This window comes from Pseudomonas sp. S31 (genome assembly GCF_016648105.1).
Taxonomy (GTDB): Bacteria; Pseudomonadota; Gammaproteobacteria; order Pseudomonadales; family Pseudomonadaceae; genus Aquipseudomonas.
The window spans coordinates 67,482-86,982 of record NZ_JACVVE010000010.1 but is presented as its reverse complement, the minus strand read 5'-3'; the positions used below and the strand labels follow the sequence as shown (position 1 = coordinate 86,982).

Annotated in this window: 14 protein-coding genes and 2 pseudogenes; 11 read left to right on the top strand and 5 right to left on the bottom strand. The window is 64.1% G+C overall.

The genetic code is table 11. From position 1 onward, the window contains the following. Positions 1-13: 13 nt before the first annotated feature. The 9 genes and pseudogenes from paaK to IAE37_RS09985 all read left to right on the top strand — a co-directional run bounded on the left by paaK (position 14) and on the right by IAE37_RS09985 (position 8,759). Entirely contained in the window at positions 14-1,333 is a 1,320-nt protein-coding gene (gene paaK, locus IAE37_RS10025; protein ID WP_201172877.1) for a phenylacetate--CoA ligase PaaK, read from the top strand. Positions 1,334-1,568: 235 nt separating this feature from the next. After that, positions 1,569-2,558: a 1,2-phenylacetyl-CoA epoxidase subunit PaaA gene (paaA, locus tag IAE37_RS10020; protein ID WP_201172874.1), complete on the top strand. Its 990-nt coding sequence runs from the start codon at positions 1,569-1,571 to the stop codon at positions 2,556-2,558. Between the two features lie 25 nt (positions 2,559-2,583). After that, entirely contained in the window at positions 2,584-2,865 is a 282-nt protein-coding gene (gene paaB, locus IAE37_RS10015; RefSeq protein ID WP_133331592.1) for a 1,2-phenylacetyl-CoA epoxidase subunit PaaB, read from the top strand. Between the two features lie 8 nt (positions 2,866-2,873). Next, on the top strand, positions 2,874-3,632 hold the full coding sequence (gene paaC / locus IAE37_RS10010) for a 1,2-phenylacetyl-CoA epoxidase subunit PaaC (protein ID WP_201172871.1): 759 nt from the start codon (positions 2,874-2,876) through the stop codon (positions 3,630-3,632). Continuing rightward, positions 3,619-4,152 carry a 1,2-phenylacetyl-CoA epoxidase subunit PaaD gene (gene paaD, locus IAE37_RS10005; protein ID WP_201172868.1) on the top strand — a complete coding sequence of 178 codons (534 nt, stop codon included), beginning with the start codon at positions 3,619-3,621 and terminating at the stop codon, positions 4,150-4,152. The genes paaC and paaD overlap by 14 nt, the downstream gene beginning before the upstream one ends. A 15-nt stretch (positions 4,153-4,167) precedes the next feature. Further along, positions 4,168-5,244 (top strand): 1,2-phenylacetyl-CoA epoxidase subunit PaaE, encoded by a 1,077-nt coding sequence (paaE, locus tag IAE37_RS10000; RefSeq protein ID WP_201172866.1) that lies wholly within the window; start codon positions 4,168-4,170, stop codon positions 5,242-5,244. 66 nt (positions 5,245-5,310) lie between these two features. Then, a pseudogene (locus tag IAE37_RS09995) lies at positions 5,311-5,436 on the top strand (OprD family outer membrane porin); the annotation flags it as partial. Between the two features lie 25 nt (positions 5,437-5,461). Next, positions 5,462-7,513, top strand: coding sequence for a phenylacetic acid degradation bifunctional protein PaaZ (gene paaZ, locus IAE37_RS09990; RefSeq protein WP_201172865.1), 2,052 nt, complete (start codon positions 5,462-5,464; stop codon positions 7,511-7,513). 208 nt (positions 7,514-7,721) lie between these two features. Continuing rightward, positions 7,722-8,759, top strand: a complete 1,038-nt coding sequence (locus tag IAE37_RS09985) for an ABC transporter substrate-binding protein (protein ID WP_201172863.1) — start codon at positions 7,722-7,724, stop codon at positions 8,757-8,759. 780 nt (positions 8,760-9,539) lie between these two features. Here IAE37_RS09985 and IAE37_RS09980 read toward each other — a convergent pair. The 3 genes from IAE37_RS09980 to IAE37_RS09970 are packed head-to-tail and all read right to left on the bottom strand — an operon-like array spanning position 9,540 to position 13,661. Further along, positions 9,540-10,967: an efflux transporter outer membrane subunit gene (locus IAE37_RS09980; RefSeq protein ID WP_201172861.1), complete on the bottom strand. Its 1,428-nt coding sequence runs from the start codon at positions 10,965-10,967 to the stop codon at positions 9,540-9,542. After that, positions 10,964-12,544, bottom strand: coding sequence for a DHA2 family efflux MFS transporter permease subunit (locus IAE37_RS09975; protein WP_201172859.1), 1,581 nt, complete (start codon positions 12,542-12,544; stop codon positions 10,964-10,966). The genes IAE37_RS09980 and IAE37_RS09975 overlap by 4 nt, the downstream gene beginning before the upstream one ends. Next, the gene (locus IAE37_RS09970) at positions 12,537-13,661 is read right to left on the bottom strand and encodes an HlyD family secretion protein (RefSeq protein ID WP_201172857.1); all 1,125 of its coding nucleotides are present in this window, start codon (positions 13,659-13,661) and stop codon (positions 12,537-12,539) included. The genes IAE37_RS09975 and IAE37_RS09970 overlap by 8 nt, the downstream gene beginning before the upstream one ends. 101 nt (positions 13,662-13,762) lie before the next feature. Between IAE37_RS09970 and IAE37_RS09965 the strand changes: the two genes are divergently transcribed. Then, on the top strand, positions 13,763-14,473 hold the full coding sequence (locus IAE37_RS09965) for a CerR family C-terminal domain-containing protein (RefSeq protein ID WP_201172854.1): 711 nt from the start codon (positions 13,763-13,765) through the stop codon (positions 14,471-14,473). Positions 14,474-14,656: 183 nt separating this feature from the next. Next, positions 14,657-16,168, top strand: a pseudogene (gene cptA / locus IAE37_RS09960) (phosphoethanolamine transferase CptA); the annotation flags it as partial. Between the two features lie 69 nt (positions 16,169-16,237). On the opposite strand, the gene IAE37_RS09955 reads toward cptA, so the two are convergent. Then, complete coding sequence (locus IAE37_RS09955; RefSeq protein WP_201172851.1) at positions 16,238-17,902, bottom strand: class I adenylate-forming enzyme family protein; 1,665 nt, start codon at positions 17,900-17,902, stop codon at positions 16,238-16,240. Between the two features lie 9 nt (positions 17,903-17,911). Further along, positions 17,912-19,459, bottom strand: coding sequence for an acyl-CoA synthetase (locus tag IAE37_RS09950; RefSeq protein ID WP_201172848.1), 1,548 nt, complete (start codon positions 19,457-19,459; stop codon positions 17,912-17,914). Positions 19,460-19,501 lie beyond the last annotated feature (42 nt).

The following is a 19,501-nucleotide window of genomic DNA, read 5'->3' as shown; positions in this document are numbered from 1 at the left end:
TCCGAGTGAAGCCATGAACATGTACCTTGATGCCGATCGTGCCCTGCTGGACCCGATGGAAACCGCCAGTGTCGATGCCCTGCGCCAGCACCAGCTCGAGCGCCTGCGCTGGAGCCTGAAACACGCCTACGACAATGTGCCGCTGTACCGCCAGCGCTTCGACGCCAGCGGCGCTCACCCCGACGACTTGAAGTGCCTGGAAGACCTGGCGAAGTTCCCCTTCACCGGCAAGAACGACCTGCGCGACAACTACCCCTACGGCATGTTCGCCGTGCCCCAGCAGGAGGTGGTGCGCCTGCACGCCTCCAGCGGCACCACCGGCAAGCCGACGGTGGTCGGCTACACCCAGAACGACATCGACACCTGGGCCAACGTGGTCGCCCGCTCTATCCGCGCCGCCGGTGGCCGCAAGGGCGACAAGGTGCATGTGTCGTATGGTTATGGCCTGTTCACCGGCGGCCTGGGCGCCCACTATGGCGCCGAGCGCCTCGGCTGCACGGTGATCCCGATGTCAGGCGGCCAGACCGAGAAGCAGGTCCAGCTGATTCGCGACTTCCAGCCCGACATCATCATGGTCACGCCGTCCTACATGCTCAACCTGGCCGACGAAATCGAACGTCAAGGCATCGCCCCGCAAGACCTCAAGCTGCGCCTGGGCATCTTCGGTGCCGAGCCATGGACCGACGAGCTGCGCCGCTCCATCGAACAACGCCTAGGCATCGATGCCCTGGACATCTATGGCCTGTCGGAAATCATGGGGCCTGGCGTGGCCATGGAGTGCATCGAGACCAAAGATGGCCCGACCATCTGGGAAGACCACTTCTACCCCGAGATCATCGACCCGGTGACCGGCGCGGTGCTGCCCGACGGGCAACTGGGCGAGCTGGTGTTCACCTCACTGAGCAAGGAGGCGCTGCCGATGGTGCGCTACCGCACCCGCGACCTGACTCGCCTGCTGCCGGGCAGCGCACGGCCGATGCGGCGGATCGGCAAGATCACCGGGCGCAGCGACGACATGCTGATCATTCGTGGGGTGAACGTGTTCCCGACGCAGATCGAGGAGCAGGTACTGAAAATAAAACAGCTTTCAGAGCTTTATGAGATTCATCTGTATCGCAATGGAAACTTGGACAGCGTCGAGGTGCACGTGGAGTTGCGCGCCGAATGCCAGGGACTGGATGAGGCGCAGCGCAAGCTGCTGATGGGGGAACTGACCAAGCAGATCAAGACCTACATCGGCATCAGCACCCAGGTGCGCCTGCAGCCCTGCGGCACGCTGAAGCGCTCCGAGGGCAAGGCTTGCCACGTGTTCGACAAGCGCTTGGCTGGCTGATACAGCTGCACACCTTCAGCCCCGGCATGGTCCGGGGCTTTTTTTTGCATTTTTTCTGCCGGCCTCTTCGCGGGTAAACCCGCTCCTACACGTTTCCTTGCCCCCTGTAGGAGCGGGTTTACCCGCGAAGAGGCCAGCAAAGCGATACACAAATTATATCTGATACACATGAAACAGTTTGACGTTTAATTTTGTATCGCTTACAAATGACTCATGCTTTCGCAGGAGTCGAGCCATGTACGCACAGCTAGTGGAAACCGGAGTCAAGCGCGTCAAGTCGCTGGAAGAGATGTCGCCCGAAGAGCGCAACTTCCAGGAAAAGATCGACGCCGAAATCAAGATCGAAGCCAAGAACTGGATGCCCGAGGCCTACCGCCAGACCCTGATCCGGCAGATCTCCCAGCACGCCCACTCGGAAATCGTCGGCATGCTGCCCGAAGGCAACTGGGTCACCCGCGCCCCGAGCCTCAAGCGCAAGCTGCAACTGATGGCCAAGATCCAGGACGAAGCCGGCCATGGCCTGTACCTGTACAGCGCCATGGAAACCCTCGGCGCCGACCGCGACGAAGAAGTCGCCAAGCTGCACAGCGGCAAAGCCAAGTATTCGAGCATCTTCAACTACCCGACCCTGAGCTGGGCCGACATGGGCGCGGTGGGCTGGCTGGTCGATGGCGCTGCCATCGTCAACCAGGTGGTACTCCAGCGCACCTCGTACGGCCCCTACGCCCGCGCCATGATCCGCATCTGCAAGGAAGAGAGCTTCCACCAGCGCCAGGGCTACGAACTCCTCCTGACCATGATGCGCCACGGCACCCAGGCGCAGCGCGACATGGTTCAGGACGCCATCAACCGCCTGTGGTGGCCGTCGCTGATGATGTTCGGCCCCAGCGACGAACATTCCCCCAACAGCGCCCAGTCGATGGCCTGGAAGATCAAGCGCCAGACCAACGACGAACTGCGCCAGCGCTTCATCGACCAGACCGTGCCGCAGCTGGAGCTGCTGGGCTGCACCGCGCCCGACCCTGAGCTGAAGTGGAACGCCGAACGCGGCCACTACGACTTCGGCGAGATCCAGTGGGACGAGTTCTACGAAGTCATCAAGGGCAACGGCCCGTGCAACCAGGAGCGCGTCGCCACCCGGCGCCAGGCCATCGAGGATGGTGCCTGGGTACGCGAGGCGGCCGTGGCCTATGCACGCAAGCAACAGAACAAGAACGCCGCCTGAACGGCGACTGATGCGGAGATCGAATATGTCAACCTGGACCCTCTACGAAGTGTTCGTGCGCAGCAAGCACGGCCTCAACCACAAGCACGTCGGCAGCGTGCACGCCGCCGACGCCGCGATGGCCATCGAGAACGCCCGCGAGCTGTACACCCGCCGCAGCGAAGGCGTGAGCCTGTGGGTGGTGCCCTCGGCACTGATCACCGCCTCCTCGCCCGACGAGAAAGACCCGCTGTTCGCACCCTCGGACGACAAGGTCTACCGCCACGCCAGCTTCTATGAACTGCCCGACGAAGTCGGGCACATGTGAGGTTGGCCATGCACAAGCACGATCTCATCCCCTACCTGCTGCTGCTCGGCGACAGCGCCCTGATCCAGGGCCAGCGCCTGTGCGAGTGGTGCGGCCACGCGCCGGCGCTGGAAGAAGAACTGGCCTTGATGAACGTCGGCCTCGATCTGGTCGGCCAGGCACGCAACTGGCTGGAATATGCGGCCGAGCTGCTCGATGACGGCCGCGACGCCGACGCCCTGGCCTTCCGCCGTGACGAGCGGGCGTTTCGCAACCTGCTGCTGGTCGAGCAACCGAATGGCGATTTCGCCGTGACCATGACCAAGCAGTTCTTCTACGACGCCTGGCATTTCGCCGTGCTCCAGGGCCTGGCCGGCTCCAGCGACGAGCGCATCGCCGGCATCGCCGCCAAGGCCTTGAAGGAAGTCACCTACCACCTGCGTCGCTCCAGCGAGTGGGTACAACGCCTGGGTGGCGGCACCGACGAGAGCCGCCGACGCATGCTCGCGGCCATTCCAGCGCTGTGGCGCTTCACCGTCGAGCTCACCGCCGGCAGCGATAAGGAGACCAACCTGGCAGCAGCTGGCATCGCCGCCGACCCCGCCAGCGTCGGTGCGGCCTGGCTGCAACAGGTGATGGCGACCTTCGAGTCGGTCGAACTGCCGCTGCCCAAGGCCGCCAGCCACTTCTACCTGAGCGGCCGCCAAGGCCTGCACACCGAGCACCTGGGCCTGTTGCTGGCCGAGATGCAGTTCCTGCCAAGGGCCTACCCCGATGCAACCTGGTGAACTGATCGCCGGTGACCGCGGCGCCCGTGCGGCTCGCGGCGACGACCTGGCCCGGGCCTGGGAGGTGCTGGGCCAGGTCATGGACCCGGAAGTGCCGGTGGTCAGCGTGGTCGACCTGGGGATCGTGCGTGGCCTGGACTGGCGCGCCGGCCACCTGCATCTAGTGGTCACGCCGACCTACTCCGGCTGCCCGGCCACCGAGGTGATCGAGGGTGACATTCGCCAGGCGCTGGAACAGGCCGGCTTCGCCGCCCCTGACCTGGAGCGCCGGCTGACCCCGGCCTGGAGCACCGACTGGATCAGCGCCCAGGGCCGTGAACGCCTGCGCGCCTATGGCATCGCCCCGCCACAAGGCAGCGCCAGCAAGCGCAGCCTGCTCGGCGAAGCCGCCGAGGTGTGCTGCCCACAATGCGGCAGCGCGCACACCGAACTGCTCAGCCAGTTCGGCTCCACGGCCTGCAAGGCGCTGTACCGCTGTCGCGAGTGCCTGGAGCCGTTCGACTATTTCAAATGCATTTGAGCCGTGGAGACCACCATGAGCCAGTTTCACAGCCTGACCATCAAGCAAGTGCGCACCGAGACCCGCGACGCCGTGTCGATCGCCTTCGAGGTGCCCACCCACCTGCACGACACCTTCCGCTTCACCCAGGGCCAGTACCTGGTGATGCGCACTCAACTGGACGACGAGGAAGTGCGCCGCTCCTACTCCATCTGCAGCGCAGTGCAGGACGGCGAGCTGCGCGTGGCGGTCAAACGCGTACCGGGCGGGCGGTTCTCGGCCTTCGCTAACGAAGTGCTCAAGGCCGGCCAGCGACTGGAAGTCATGCCACCTTCGGGCAGCTTCTTCGTGCCGCTCGACCCGACGCGCCAGGGCAACTACCTGGGCGTGGCGGCCGGTAGCGGCATCACCCCGATCCTTTCTATCATCGCCACCACCCTGGCCAGCGAGCCGAACAGCCGCTTCACCCTGCTGTACGGCAACCGTTCCAGCTCCGGCGCGCTGTTTCGCGACAAGCTCGAAGACCTGAAGAACCGCTACCTCGACCGCCTCAACCTGATCTTCGTGTTCAGCCGCGAGCAGCAGGACGTCGACCTGTACAACGGCCGTATCGATGCCGACAAGTGCGGCCAGCTGTTCTCCCGCTGGCTCGACGTGCCCGGCCTCGATGCCGCGTTCATCTGCGGCCCGCAGGCCATGACCGAAACCGTGCGCGACAGCCTGCAGGCCAACGGCATGGCCAAGGAGCGCATCCACTTCGAGCTGTTCGCCGCCGCCGACAACAGCGCCCGCCGCGAGGCCCGCGAAGCGGCGCGCCAGGTGGACTCGGCGCTGAGCCACATCACCGTGATCAGCGATGGCCGCGCGCTCAGCTTCGACCTGCCGCGCAACAGCCAGAACGTGCTCGATGCCGGCAACGCCATCGGCGCCGAGCTGCCCTATTCGTGCAAGGCCGGCGTGTGCTCGACCTGCAAGTGCCGGGTGATCGAAGGCGAGGTGGAGATGGACAGCAACCATGCCCTGGAAGACTACGAAGTGGCCGCCGGTTACGTGCTGTCGTGCCAGACCTATCCGGTGAGCGACAAGGTGGTGCTCGACTTCGATCAGCTCTGATACCGAGTCGCCTGCTTCGCGGGTAAACCCGCTCCTACAGGCACGGCGCCAAGCTTGAGGGCAGCGCAGAGCGGGCCTTGGCAGAACAGCCGCCTGCGCTGGCGCAACGTCACCTTCCGTTCCGGCGATGGCCTGACCCACGCCGTGGACGAGAACCGCCTGATCATCGGCTACACCCTGGCGCTGTGGTAACGGCGCCTACAAGAGGAGAATACCCATGCCTTCCGCCCCAACCCTGCAGAGCTTCATCGCCGGCCGCTGGCTCGGCCAACATGGCGCCCAGGCCCTGCGCAGCGCCCTGGACGGCCATGTCCTGGCCTACAGCCACGAAGAGCGCCCGGACTTCGCCGAAGCCGTGGACTTCGCCCGCGCCCGCGGCCTGACCGAGCTCATGGCCCTGGACTTCCAGCAACGTGCCGCCCGCCTCAAGGCCCTGGCGCTGTACCTGGCCGAGCGCAAGGAACAACTCTACGCCCTGTCCCATCACAGTGGCGCCACCCGCGCCGACAGCTGGATCGACATCGAGGGCGGCAACGCCACGCTGTTCGCCTATGCCGGCATCGGCAGCCGCGAACTGCCCTCGGGCAACCTGGTCCACGAAGGCCCGGCCATCCCCCTGGGCAAGCAGGGCCATTTCGCCGGTAGCCACATCCTGGTGCCACGCGCGGGTGTCGCGGTGCACATCAATGCCTTCAACTTCCCGATCTGGGGCATGCTGGAAAAGTTCGCCCCGACCTTCCTCGCCGGCATGCCGTGCATCGTCAAACCGGCCACATCCACCAGCTACCTGACCGAAGCGGTGGTACGCCTGATGCACGAGTCCGGGCTGCTGCCGGCCGGCAGCCTGCAACTGGTGATCGGCAGCACCGGCGACCTGCTCGACCGCCTGCAAGGCCAAGACGTGGTGACCTTCACCGGCTCCGCCGACACCGCCGCGAAACTGCGCGTCACCCCCAACCTGATCCAGCATTCGGTGCCGTTCACCGCCGAAGCCGACTCGCTCAACTGCGCCATCCTCGGCCCGGACGTGACCCCGGACAGCGAAGAGTTCGACCTGTACATCAAGGAGGTGGTGCGTGAAATGACCACCAAGGCCGGGCAGAAATGTACTGTCATTCGCCGCGCCATCGTCCCGGCCAAGCATATCGACGCCGTGGCCACCCGCCTGCGCGAGCGCCTGAGCAAGGTGGTGGTCGGCGACCCGTCGGTCGAGGGCGTGCGCATGGGCGCCTTGGCCTCCCATGACCAGCAGCGCGACGTCGGCGAGCGGGTACGCAGCCTGCTGCAAAGCTGCGACCAGCTGTTCGGAGCCAGCGATGGCTTCACCCCACGTGGCGAGGGCGTGGCCGAAGGCGCGTTCTTCGCCCCGACCCTGCTCCAGGCCCGCGACCCGCATGCCGAGGGTGGCGCCCACGATATCGAGGCGTTCGGCCCGGTCAGCACACTGATGGCCTACGACGATCTGGATGAAGCCCTGGCCCTGGCAGCACGCGGCAAGGGCAGCCTGGTGGCGACCCTGGTGACCGCCGACCGCGCCGTGGCTGCCAAGGCGATCCCCGCGGCTGCCGCCTGGCACGGCCGCCTGCTGGTGCTCGACAGCGAAGCAGCGAAGGAGTCCACCGGCCACGGCTCGCCGCTGCCACAACTCAAGCACGGCGGCCCTGGGCGTGCCGGTGGTGGTGAAGAGCTGGGCGGCCTGCGCGCGGTCAAGCATTACCTGCAACGTGCGGCGGTACAGGGTTCGCCGAGCATGCTCAGCGCCGTGACCGGCGAGTACGTGCGTGGCGCCGAGGTGATCGAGACCGAGGTGCATCCATTCCGCCGCTACTTCGAGGAACTGCGCATCGGTGAGTCGCTGCTGACCCACCGCCGTACCGTGACCGAGGCCGACCTGGTCAACTTCGGCTGCCTGTCGGGCGACCACTTCTACATGCACTTCGACGAGATCGCAGCCAAGGAGTCGCAGTTCGGCAAGCGTATCGCCCATGGCTACTTCGTATTGTCGGCGGCCGCCGGGCTGTTCGTGTCGCCGGGTGCTGGGCCGGTGCTGGCCAACTACGGGCTGGATACCCTGCGCTTCATCAACCCGGTGGGCATCGGCGACACCATCCAGGCACGCCTGACCTGCAAGCGCAAGATCGACCAGGGCAAGACCAGCCCGCTCGGCCAACCCCAGGGCGTGGTGGCCTGGGATGTGGAGGTGACCAACCAGTTGGGTGAGATCGTGGCCAGCTACGACATCCTGACATTGGTGCTGAAGAAAGGCTGATGCTCAGGCTAGCCCCATCGCCCGCTTTGCGGCGATGGGGCAAATGGCCATATCAGTATTCCAAAACGATATTTAAATTAGATTTTTAAGATTGTTAGTGTTCGCCTCGCGTACCTGCTGACCAATCAGCGCGCCGCATTCACCCATCCGGCTCACCCCGGCTTCCCGGTACAACGCGCCTGATCTTCGAATCCGCAGGAATCCTCTCATGCCACGTCCCAACGCCCAACCAGGCATCCCAGCAAAACCCCGTCGCCTCGCCACTGCCATCGCCCTGCTCTGCGGCCTGGCGACCTCCTCCGCGGCCCTGGCCGAGGGTAAGATCAGCATCGCCCAGCAATTCGGCATCGGCTACCTGCTGCTGCATGTGGTCAAGGACCAGCACCTGATCGAGAAGCACGCCAAGGCCGAGGGCCTGGATGACATCGAGGTGGAATGGCGCACCATCTCCGGCGCCACGGCGATGAACGAAGCGTTGCTGGCCGGCGCGATCGACGTGGTCTCGGCAGGTGTGCCACCGATGCTCACCGTGTGGGACCGCAGCCTGGGCAAGCAGAACGTCAAGGCCGTGGCCTCGCTGGGCTCATTGCCCAACTACCTGCTGAGCAATCGCGCCGAAGTGAAGACCCTGCAAGACCTGACCGAACGTGACCGGATCGCCGTGCCAGCAGCGGGCGTCGGCTTCCAGTCGCGCACCTTGCAGATCGAAACCGCCAAGCTCTACGGCAACGCCGACTTCCAGCACTTCGACAAGATTTCCGTCAGCCTGCCGCACCCGGATGCCACCGCAGCGCTGATCAGCGGCGGCTCGGAGATCACCGCGCATTTCTCCAGTCCGCCCTTCCAGTACCAGGCGCTGGAAAACCCCAAGGTGCACAAGCTGATCAGCAGCTATGACATTCTCGGTGGGCAGAGCACCTTCAACGTGCTGTACGCCACGCAGAAGTTCCACGACCAGAACCCCAAGACCTACAAGGCCTTCTACGAGGCATTGCGCGAGGCCGAGCAGATCGTCAAGGCCGACAGCACCAAGGCGGCCGAGACGTATATCCGGGTGGAGAACTCCAAGCTGCCGCTGGCGTTCGTCAAGAAGATCATCGACGACCCGGAGAACGACTTCACGGTTTCGCCGCAGCGCACCTATATCTATGCCGAGAAACTGCATGAGCTGGGGGTACTGAAGAACCAGGCGGGATCGTGGAAGGACTATTTCTTCGAGGAGGCGCAGGCTTATCCGGGGAGTTGAGGTCTGCCTGAGCCGGCCTGTTCGCGGCGGTTCGACGCATCGATAAACCCGCTCCTACAGGTACCACGCCGACTTCTGAGCAGCGCGATATCTGTAGGAGCGGGTTTACCCGCGAAGAGGGCCGCCCAACCCACCCCTGCGCCCCCCGATTTCTGGTGCTGCGTTGCGCAGGCGGCCCGCTGACACCTACGGTCTGAAAAGCAATAAGCGAACTCGATAAGCTCTCTCAGGCTCGAGACCTTCGGCGACCAATATATTCTGAATCTCATCCTGCCCAAGATACTGCACACTGCATTTCTTTATCCGCCGCAGCGCAACGCTCAATTGATTCCTGGCAACCATCGATAAATCTGCAGTGGCGAGCGCAACTGGATCAATTTCAAAATTTAGTATTTCGTAATTATAAGTTCTTATACCCTTCATAAACATCCACCCCCTTTCGATAGTGCCCCATCAAGGATGGCAATCCTATCCAGTCAATGTTCGCCCCTGTCAGCGGGGCGCTTTGACAGGTGTAGGCCTGAGCCAAGATGAAGTCAATCGAAGTTAAACCGTGCAGATATCCAAGCCATCCCGAGTCGTTTATCTGCCAGCTAACGATGTAAGATGCGTCCTAGGAAATTTTGCGGGCTCGAGCTTAGCTCCTGGTTGTAACCTGAAGATCACTTATGACTTTTCTTAACAGTCTGTAGGATCGTTTGAACTACCTTCCCTTCGAAGAATTTTGTTTATTTCGCTCGAGTGACCTTTTATTAAGTTTCAAAATATGAAAGCTCGACTCTACCCCTCCCACCCCAACCCCAGCGACTTGTGCAACGCCGCAAAATCCTTCAACAGCTGCGCATCCCCCGACACCCGGTTCTGCTGCGCATCGAACCGCGTACGCTCCGCATCCAACCAATCCAGGGTACTGGCCGTCCCTGCCCGGTAGCGCTGGCGGGTCAGCTCTGCCGCGCGTTCGGCGCTGGCCTGGATGCCGCGCAACAGCACCACGTTCTCGCGCTGGTGGCCATAACGGGCCAAGGCGCTGTCGGCATCGCGCAAGGCGTCGAGCACGGTGCCGCGATACTGCGCCAGGGCAATGTCGCGGCCGGCCTCGGCGCCTTCGACCGATGCCTTGACCCGACCGAAATCCAGCGCGTTCCAGGTCAGGCGCGGTACGGCCAGCCAGGTGGCGTTGTCCTTGCGTGCCAGGTGGCCGGGGTCGCCGGCGCTGAACCCCAGGTCGCCATACAGGCTGAGCTTGGGGAACCAGTCGGCGGTCTTCTCGCCGATCTGGGCATTGGCCGAGGCCAGTTGGCGTTCGGCGGCGCGGATGTCCGGGCGGGCCTTGAGCAACGCCGACGGGTCTGCCAGGGGCACCTGGGCCGGCACATTCGGCAGCGACTCGGGTGATTTCAGACGGGTATCCAGCTCGCCTGGCTCAAGGCCGCAGAGCATGGCCAACTGGTCGAGCGACTCGACGATCTGCGCTTGCAATGGCAAGCGCTGCGAACGGGTGGTATCGGCCTGGGTGATCACCTGCTCCAGTTGCAACTCGCTGGCCACGCCACGGCTGCGGCGCTGACGGGTCAGCTCCAGCACCTGCTGTTCCAGTTCGCTGGAGGCATCCACCAACGCCAGGCGCTGCTGGCGGTCACGCAGGTCGACGTAGGCCTGCACCACTTCGGCCGCCAACTGCACCTGGGCATCGGCCAGTTGCGCGGCGCTGGCGCCAGCACTGGCATCGGCGGCCTCGATGGCGCGGCGGGTACCGCCGAACAGGTCGACCTCCCAACTGGCATCGAAGTCGGCCAGGTACAGGCTCAATGGGCCGCGCCCGCCACCACCGCCTTCACCGCCGGTGAACTGCGATACGTCTGGCGAACGCATGCGCAGCATCGTCGCGTTGGCCGACATTTTCGGACGCCCGGCGGCCTGCTCGCTGGCAAGGCCCGCACGGGATTGGCGCAGCCGCGCCTCGGCCTCGGCCAGCGTCGGGCTATGGGCAAGCGCCTGGCTCACCAGGGCGTCGAGTTGGGTATCGCCCAGGCCGTGCCACCACTGGGCCACCGGCGGGGCCGCAGGCTCGGCACGGGCATCATGGGGCAGGCGCCCGGCGGCCAGGGTCTTGTCGGCCACCTCGGGCGCACCCTGGTAATCGGGGCCGACCGTGCAGCCGGTGATCGCAGCCACGATCAACGTGGCTAGCAATGTCTTCTGAATCATCGAGCAGCACCTTGCAATTTACGGGTCTTGAGCAGCAATGCCAGGGGGATGCACGCCAGCAGGGCCAGGCCCAGCAACAGGAAGGCCTCGCCATAGGTCATCACCAGCGCCTCGCGGGCGATGGTCTGGGCCAGTTGTTCGAGCGACTGCATCTGGGCGTGGGCGATATCGCCGCTCTGGGCCAGGAAGCCGGCGGTACGGGTGGCCATCTGGTCCTGCACCAAGGTGCTGTTGGCATTGACCGATTCGCGCAGTATGGCGTCGTGGTAGTGCTCGCGGCGGTCGACCAGCACGCCGATCAACGCCAGGCCGATCGAGCCGCCCAGGTTGCGCGCCATGTTGTAGAGCCCGGCGGCGTCGCCGGCTTCTTCGGTTTTCACCGCGGACATCGACGCCTGGTTGAGCGGCATCATCGCCAGCATCTGGGCGAAGCCACGGAGAATCTGCGAAGCCCAGAAGTCATGGCCGACACTGTCGGCGGTCAGCGCCACATCGAGCAGGCAACTGGCGCAGAACAGCGCCAGGCCGATGCTCACCAGCCAACGCGCTTCATAGCGGGCCAGCAACTTGGGCAACACTGGCATCAACAGGAAAGCCGGCACCCCCGAGAGCAGCATGATCGAGCCGGCCTGCTGGGCGTTATAGCCCGAGACGTTGCCGAGAAACTGCGGCAGCAGGTAGGAAATGCCATACAGGCCAGCCCCCACCACCGAGACGATCAGGATCACGCTGGCGTAGTTGGCGTTGCGCATCAGGCTCAGGCGCATGATCGGCTGCCTGGCGGTCAACTGGCCGAGGGTGATGAGCACGAAGCCGATCACGATCAACACGGTCAGCCAGATGATCATGTGCGATTCGAACCAGCGCTCGCGCTGGCCCTCCTCCAGCACCACGGTCAACGAACTCAGGCCCACGGTGAGGCCGACGATGCCCAGCCAGTCGGCCTTGAAGAAGCGCTCCAGATCGAGTTTGTCGGACTTCAGCCCCGTCCACAGCAGGGTCACCAGAGCGATGCTCACCGGCAGGTTGAGGAAGAAGCACCAGCGCCAGCTCGCGTTCTCGGTCAGCCAGCCGCCTACCACCGGGCCCATCAGCGGCCCCAGCAACACGGTCAGGCCGAACACGCTCATGCCGATGGGCAACTGATGCTGCGGCAGGCGGGTGCGGATGATGGTCTGCGCGGTCGGAATCATGGCACCACCGGCAAAGCCCTGGCCGATGCGCCCGGCGATCATGCCGGCGAGGCTGTCGGACATGCCGCAGTACATGGAGAACAGGGTGAACAGCAGCGCCATGCTCATCAGGAAGCGGCGCAGGCCGAACACCCGCGTCAACCAGGCGGCGAGCGGGATCATGACGATCTCCGACATCAGGTAGCCGGTACTGATCCAGGTCCCTTCGGTGCCGGTGGCGCCGATCTGGCCCTGGATCTGCGGCAGCGCCGAGTTGGTGATGGAAATGTCCAGGGTCGCCAGCAAGGCGCCGAGCGAACCGGCCGCCACGGCGATCCAATCCGTCAGCGAGGCGTTGGCGGTACGTCCCGGGGTGTCGCCTGCGGTGAGCGTCGCCTCAGCCATGCTGGGCGTCCGGGCCGGTGCGGGTATCGACGTCGACGGTCACCGACAGCCCGGGCACCAGCGCCGGGCGCACGGCCTCGGGAATGTCCAGGACGATGCGCACTGGCACCCGCTGGACGATCTTGGTGAAGTTGCCGGTGGCGTTGGACGGCGGCAGCAGGGCGAACTGCGCACCGGTGCCGGGCGAGATGCTGTCCACATGCCCGGTCAAGGTCTGCCCTGGCAGTGCATCGATGTGCACGCTGACCGTCTGCCCGGGGCGCATGGCGCCGATCTGGGTTTCCTTGAAGTTGGCGGTGAGGTACAGCGAATGCACCGGGACGATGGTCATCAGCCGCGTGCCGGGCTGGGCGAACTGGCCGACCCGCACGCTGCGGTCGGCGACGCGGCCGGCGATCGGGCTGGTCAACACCGTGTCTTGCAGGTCGATGTCCGACTGCCGGGCACTGGCCTGGGAAACGGCCAGTTGCGCCTGGGCCTGCTGCAGGCTGGCCTTGAGCGTACCGATGCGCACCTGGGCGGAACGCAGGGCCGCCTGCTTGGCAGTCAGGGTGGCAGTGGCGCGGGACTGCTCGTTGGTCAGGGTGTCGAGGCGCTCTTCGGTCTCGGCCCCGGAGCGGGCCAGCGGCGCATAGCGCTGCACCTGGCTGCGGGCATGGCGCAGATCGGCTTCGGCGCCAGCGAGCTCGGCCTGGGCCTGGGCGATGCTGGCGTCCTGCTGGGCCAACTCGGCCTCGGCGCGGGCGACATCGGCCCGGCGGGCCTGCACGGTGGCGCTCGACTGGTCGGCCGCCGCCTGGTAGTTGCCATAGTCCAGGCGCGCCAGCGCCTGCCCGGCCTCGACCTGCTGGTTGTCGGCCACCAGCACCTCGGCGATGTAGCCACCGACCTTGGGCGCGACGGTCATGCTGTCGGCTTGCAGGTAGGCATCGTCGGTGGTTTCGATGTATTGGCCGACCAGATACCAATGGCCACCCCACACCAGCGCGGCCACCCCGGCGAGAATGCCGAGCCCGGCCAGTACCCGCTTGGGGCTACGGGATTTTTCGGTGGGCGTTTGCGGCGCCGGGACGGGCTGAAGGCGATCGTGTTGACCGAGGGGGTGTTCGGAGGACATGCCGGCGGGATTCCAAATTATTCCAGTTGTAAAAAAATGTATCTCCCCGAGTTTTATGTCAAGTGGTATATTTTCCGACATTCTGTTCAGCAGGTGCTCGCATGGCCCGACACAAACCCACTGCCGAAGGCGGCTACCAACGCGGCGAAGAGACCCGTGCGCGTATCATCGACAGTGCCTTGCGCCTGTTCGGCGAACGCGGCTTCGACGGTGCCTCGACCCGAGAGATCGCCACCGACGCGGGGGTCAACGCGCCGGCGTTGCAGTATTACTTCGACAACAAGGAAGGCGTGTACCTGGCCTGCGTCGAGCACATCATCGACCGCGTCTGGGAGCAGTTGACCCCGCCCATCGAGCAAGCCGAACAGGTGCTGGCGCAACCAGTCAGCACCGACGAGCAGTTGATCGACATCTACCTCGCGCTGATCGGCTGCTTCATCGGGTTCATCCACGACAGCCCTTCGGCCCGCGACTGGCGCTTGTTCATGGCACGCGAGCAGGCCGGCCTGGGCCCACCCGGCACCGCCGAGTTGATGGACGAACGCCTGCACCGGCGCATCGGCAGCGTCACCACGGCCATCGTCGGGCGGCTCACCGGGCTGCCTGCAGACGATCAACGCACGCTGATCCGCACCTTCGCCATCAACAGCCAGGGCATGGTGTTTCGTGTGCTGCGCCGCCAGGTGCTGGGGGTGCTGGGCTGGGACAACATCGACCGCCAGCGCATGGAAACGGTGCGCGAGGTGCTGCTCGGGCAAACCCGCCTAACCCTGCGGGCATTGGTGCTGGAGCGCCAGGCCGGGCGGCTCTGAAGAGCCCGGGGCAGACGATCCCTGCACGCATTTTTGACAGTTTCATCACAATTCGATTGCTAGTTTGCCCACCTCGGCCGCACGCGCCCATGCGCACCCTGGCGGCCCTCTGGATATGGGTTAAACGTGTCGACTTCCTCCCCTTCCCGCCGCAAGGTGGACTGGGCCGGCCTGGTGCTGTAGGCGGCCTCGCTGGTCGGCCTGAGCTACTTCGGCATCTATCACCAAGAGTTCTCGCAGAGCGTCATCTTCGTCATGTTCGAATCGAACAGCGCCGAAGCCGGGGAGTACTTCAGCCAGTACTTCAGCCTGAGCCTGTGCCTGGCCCTGCTGCTCTACAGCGTGGTCGCGGTACTGCTGTGGCGCCGTATACGACCCTTGCGCATGCCGGCCCTGCCGCGCGTGGCGCTGGCGGTGCTGCTGGTGGCGGCCAATCTGGTGTATCCGTTCTACAAGCAGATGGTCGGCCAGGAGCGCAACTTCGCCGATGCCCTGGACAAGGTGCAACAACGCATGGAGCCGGCGGTGCCCTGGCAACTGGCGGTCGGCTATGCGCAATACCGCCAGCAACTGGGCAACATGCAGAAACTGCTCGACCAGAATGCCGCCCTGCCGCCGCTGAGCAACCTCAAGGACAGCAGCGGCTCGGATCCACGCACCCTGGTGCTGGTACTCGGTGAGTCGACCACCCGCGAGCACATGCACTTTTATGGCTACGGTCGCCCGACCACGCCCAACCTGGATGCCCTGGCCGCCAACGACCACAACCTCACGGTGTTCCAGGACGTGGTCTCGCCGCGGCCCTACACCATCGAGGTGATGCAGCAGATCCTCACCTTCGGCGACCAACAGCATCCCGATCGCTTCCTCGATTCGCCATCGCTGATCAACCTGATGAAGCAGGCCGGCTACAAGACCTTCTGGATCACCAACCAGCAGACCATGACCAAGCGCAACACCATGCTCACCACCTTCTCGCAGCAGACCGACGAGCAGTACTACCTGAACAACCAGCGCAACCAGAACGCGCGCCAGTACGACGACGTGGTGCTGGCGCCGTTCGACAAGGTGCTGGCCGACCCTGCGCCGAAGAAGCTGATCATCGTCCACCTGCTGGGCACGCACATGGACTACCGCTACCGTTACCCCGAGCAGATGGCCCAGTTCAAGGATCGCCAGGGCGTGCCGCCGAGCCTGTCCGACGACCAGGTGGACACCTACAACGCCTACGACAACGCCGTGTTGCACAACGACCTGGTGGTGTCCAACCTGATCAAGCACTACGCCGCTACTACGCCCAACGGTTTCCTGGTGTACCTGTCCGACCATGGCGAGGAGGTCTACAGCAGCGGCAAGCACGACCGCCTGGGCCGCAACGAAGGCGCCCCGACCCGACCGATGTACACCATCCCGTTCCTGGTCTGGACTTCGCCAAGCTGGCAACAGGCTCACCCGCGCGACTTGCAGGCAGCCAGCGAGCGGCCGTACAGCAGCTCGCACCTGATCCACACCCTTTCCGACCTGGCCGGGCTGAGCTATGACGGCTTCGAGCCGAGCAAGAGCCTGGTAGGCGAGCAGTTCGTGGCCATGCCTCGCTGGATCGGCGACCCGTATGCCAGGAACGGGCTGCACGAATTCGATCAGTTGCCAGCGGGCAATGGCCAGCGAGCACAGCAATTGGCCAAGGGCCAGTAGCCCCTTGCACGGGGGGACCATCGGGGTGGCGAACCGCCCCGAAGCAGACACCAGGTTGGATGGCTCCGGTCACCTGAAGGCACGCCTGAGCAGTTTTCCACTGGCAGATTTTGGCAGGCTATCCACGATCTCGACCTGTCGAGGGTATTTGTAGGCAGCCAGGCGCGCCTTGCAGTGTTCGATCAGTGCAGCTTCCGTGGCCCCCATCCCTTGCTGCAACGATACGATCGCTTTGACGGTTTCGCCTCGGTAGCTATCGCTGATGCCCACCACGATGGCTTCGAACACCGCAGGGTGCTCGTAGAGCACATCCTCCACTTCACGAGGCCAGACCTTGTAGCCGCTGACATTGATCATGTCTTTCTTGCGATCGACCAGGTAGAACCAACCCTGCGCGTCCATGAAACCGACGTCGCCGGTTCGCAGCCATCCCGCGACCAGCGCCTGTGAAGTTATTTCAGGCTGCCCCCAGTAGCCTTTCATCACCTGGGGTCCGCAATCGACGATCTCACCCTCTTCCCCCACAGGCACGACTGCCCCTTCGTCGTCGACAATCCGCACACTGGTGTTGAAGACGGGCACGCCGATCGAGATGGCGCCAGACCGCGGATCCACCGGTGCCCTTTGCCCGAACGGTACCAGGTGGGTCGCCGAGCAGGTTTCCGTCATACCGAAGGCGTTGTGCAGATACACACCGGAAAAATCCTCGAAGGCACTGAGCGTGGCCGGCGACACGGGTGCGCCACCGGTAAAGATGGCTCGAAAGCACGCGAAGTCGGCCCTGCTCGCACCCGGTGCATTCATCAGGGCCTGGAACGCAGTGATAGCGCCGATGGTGAACGTGGGACGCTGTTGACGGATCACATCCAGGATCACGCCTGGGTGAAAGCGATGCGTGAGTATCAAAGGGCAACAGGTCAGCAAAGCCAGCGCCACATGCACCACCGAGCCAGTGACATGAAACAACGGAGCGATGCCCAGGATCTTGTCGTCAGGGGTCAGGCCAACCCAGTCACGATAGGCCTGGGCGTTGAACACCAAGTTGCCATGGGTGTTCATCGCCCCCTTGGGCTTTCCGGTGGTCCCAGAAGTGTAGGTAAGCATGGCCACGTCATGAGCAGCAGGCCGAGCGGGCAAGAAGCCCTCGAGGCTACTGCGGGCGTCGGTGATCGCCTGCAAGTCCAGCACGCCAGCAGCGACGGGGCGTCGCTGCCGATCATCCAGGACCCTGGCATCGTGGGTAGACTGGCCATCGAGCATGGAAGTGGTCACCACCAATGACACCTGTACCGCTCCCTGCGCCAGCACCTGCTCAGCCACTTCGCTGTACAGGGCATCGAGGCAAAGCAATGCCCGAGCTCCGCAGTCCTGCAGGATGAAAGCCAGCTCCCTCGCTTTGTTCATGGGATTGATGGCCACCGCCACGCCACCCGCTTTCCAGCAGGCCAGCTGGCCAATCACGAAGGCAGGGTCGTTCTGCAGATACAGGCCCAACGTGTCGCCTGCCATGAAACCGTTCGCGATCAACGTCATCGCCAGACGACTCGACGCCTCATCCAGCTGGCGCAGGGTCATGGTGCCGTCGAAATAGTGAATCAGTGGCAGCTCAGGGCTTTTCGCCACGGCGCCTTGCAACGCAGTCAGCAGGCTATCGTGCTCAGGGCTGATGGTTTTCGGCAGCCCAGTTGCATAGCGCGATAACCAGGGCTTGTCCTCGTAGATATCGACGTCCATGTCAGCACCTCATCCCGCGCAGGTGGTAGTGGCTGATCGATGCGCGGCCTCGTACTCCGCCTTGAGCAATCGCTTCATCAGTTTCCCCGTGGGCTCGCGGGGTAGCTCGCTTCGGAAGTCGAACTGCTGGGGGCATTTGACGCCTCCCAACGCTTCACGCACGAACAGCCTGAGGCGCTCGCGCAACGGGTCACTCGCCACGATACCCGCCTTCAACTGCACGATGGCGACGACCCGCTCGCCCATTTCATCGTCCGGTGCGCCGATCACCGCCACATCGTCTATTTCCGGGTGGGTGATCAGGAGGTTTTCGATCTCTTGTGGATAGATATTCACCCCGCCCGAGATGATCATGAAACTCTTGCGATCGGTCAGGAACAAGTACCCTTGCTCGTCGACCCAGCCGATATCACTGAGCGTCGCCCAGCCTCTGTCGTTGTAGGCCTGGCGGGTCTTGTCCGGGTCGTTGTGATACTCGAACCTCGGACCATCGGCAAAGTACACGTCCCCTTGCGTGCCGGCTGGTACTTCCTGGCCGTCTGCGCCGACGATCTTCACCACACCCAGAACCGCGCGGCCGACCGAACCGGGTCTGGCCAGCCACTCGACGGAGTCCAGGGCGGTGATTCCACAGGTTTCGGTACCGGAATAGTACTCATGGATGATCGGCCCCCACCAATCGATCATCGCATGCTTGACCGGGACCGGGCAGGGAGCTGCGGCATGGATCACAGCTTGCAGTGAGGTGTGGTCATAGTGCTGGCGGGTTTGCGCATCGAGCTTGAGCATGCGCACGAAATGGGTCGGCACGAACGTCGCGTGAGTGATGCGATACTGTTCGATCAGCGCCAGCGACTGCTGCGCATCGAAGCGCTCCATGATCACCACGGTGCCACCGAAGCGCTGTATGACCATCGCCCAGCGCAGCGGCGCCGCGTGGTAAAGCGGCGATGTCGAGAGGTACCGGCTGGTCTTGCCCATGCCGTACAAATGCTCGCCCAATTGCATCAGCGGCGTAATGGTCTCGATGGCCCCCTCGGGCAACTGCGGCTTCACACCCTTGGGTCGCCCGGTCATCCCAGATGAGTAGAGCATGTCCGCGCCAGCGCTAGGGTCGTCCACCAGGCGGACTGGGAACGCCTCGCTGGCTTCTTGGAAGGGCACCTGGCCTGCGGCATGGCCGAACACGGTCAAACGATCGGAGCCGGCTTTGCTGGCCGCCAGGGCGGCTAGCTCCGAGTATGCCGCCCCCGCGATCAACACCTTGGCTTCAGAATTTTCCAATACATAGGCAAGATCATCAACCGAGGTCTTGGTCGAAACCGCGGTCATGTAGAGACCGATACGCTGCGTGGCCCAGGCGGCAACGAACATCTCGAAATCGTTGCCCAGTACCACCGCAACGGTATCGCCGCGTCGCAAGCCCAGGCTGCGCAGCAGATGAGCGCCTTGGTTGGCGCGGGCGTCCAGCTCGCCGTAGGTCAGCACTTGCTGGGTGGACGCCAGGATGCAGGCTGCGGCATCAGGTTGCTCACTGGCATGGATGAACGGGTGCATGGCTTGTCCTCTTCTTGTTCTGTTGGCTAGCACACTTTGATG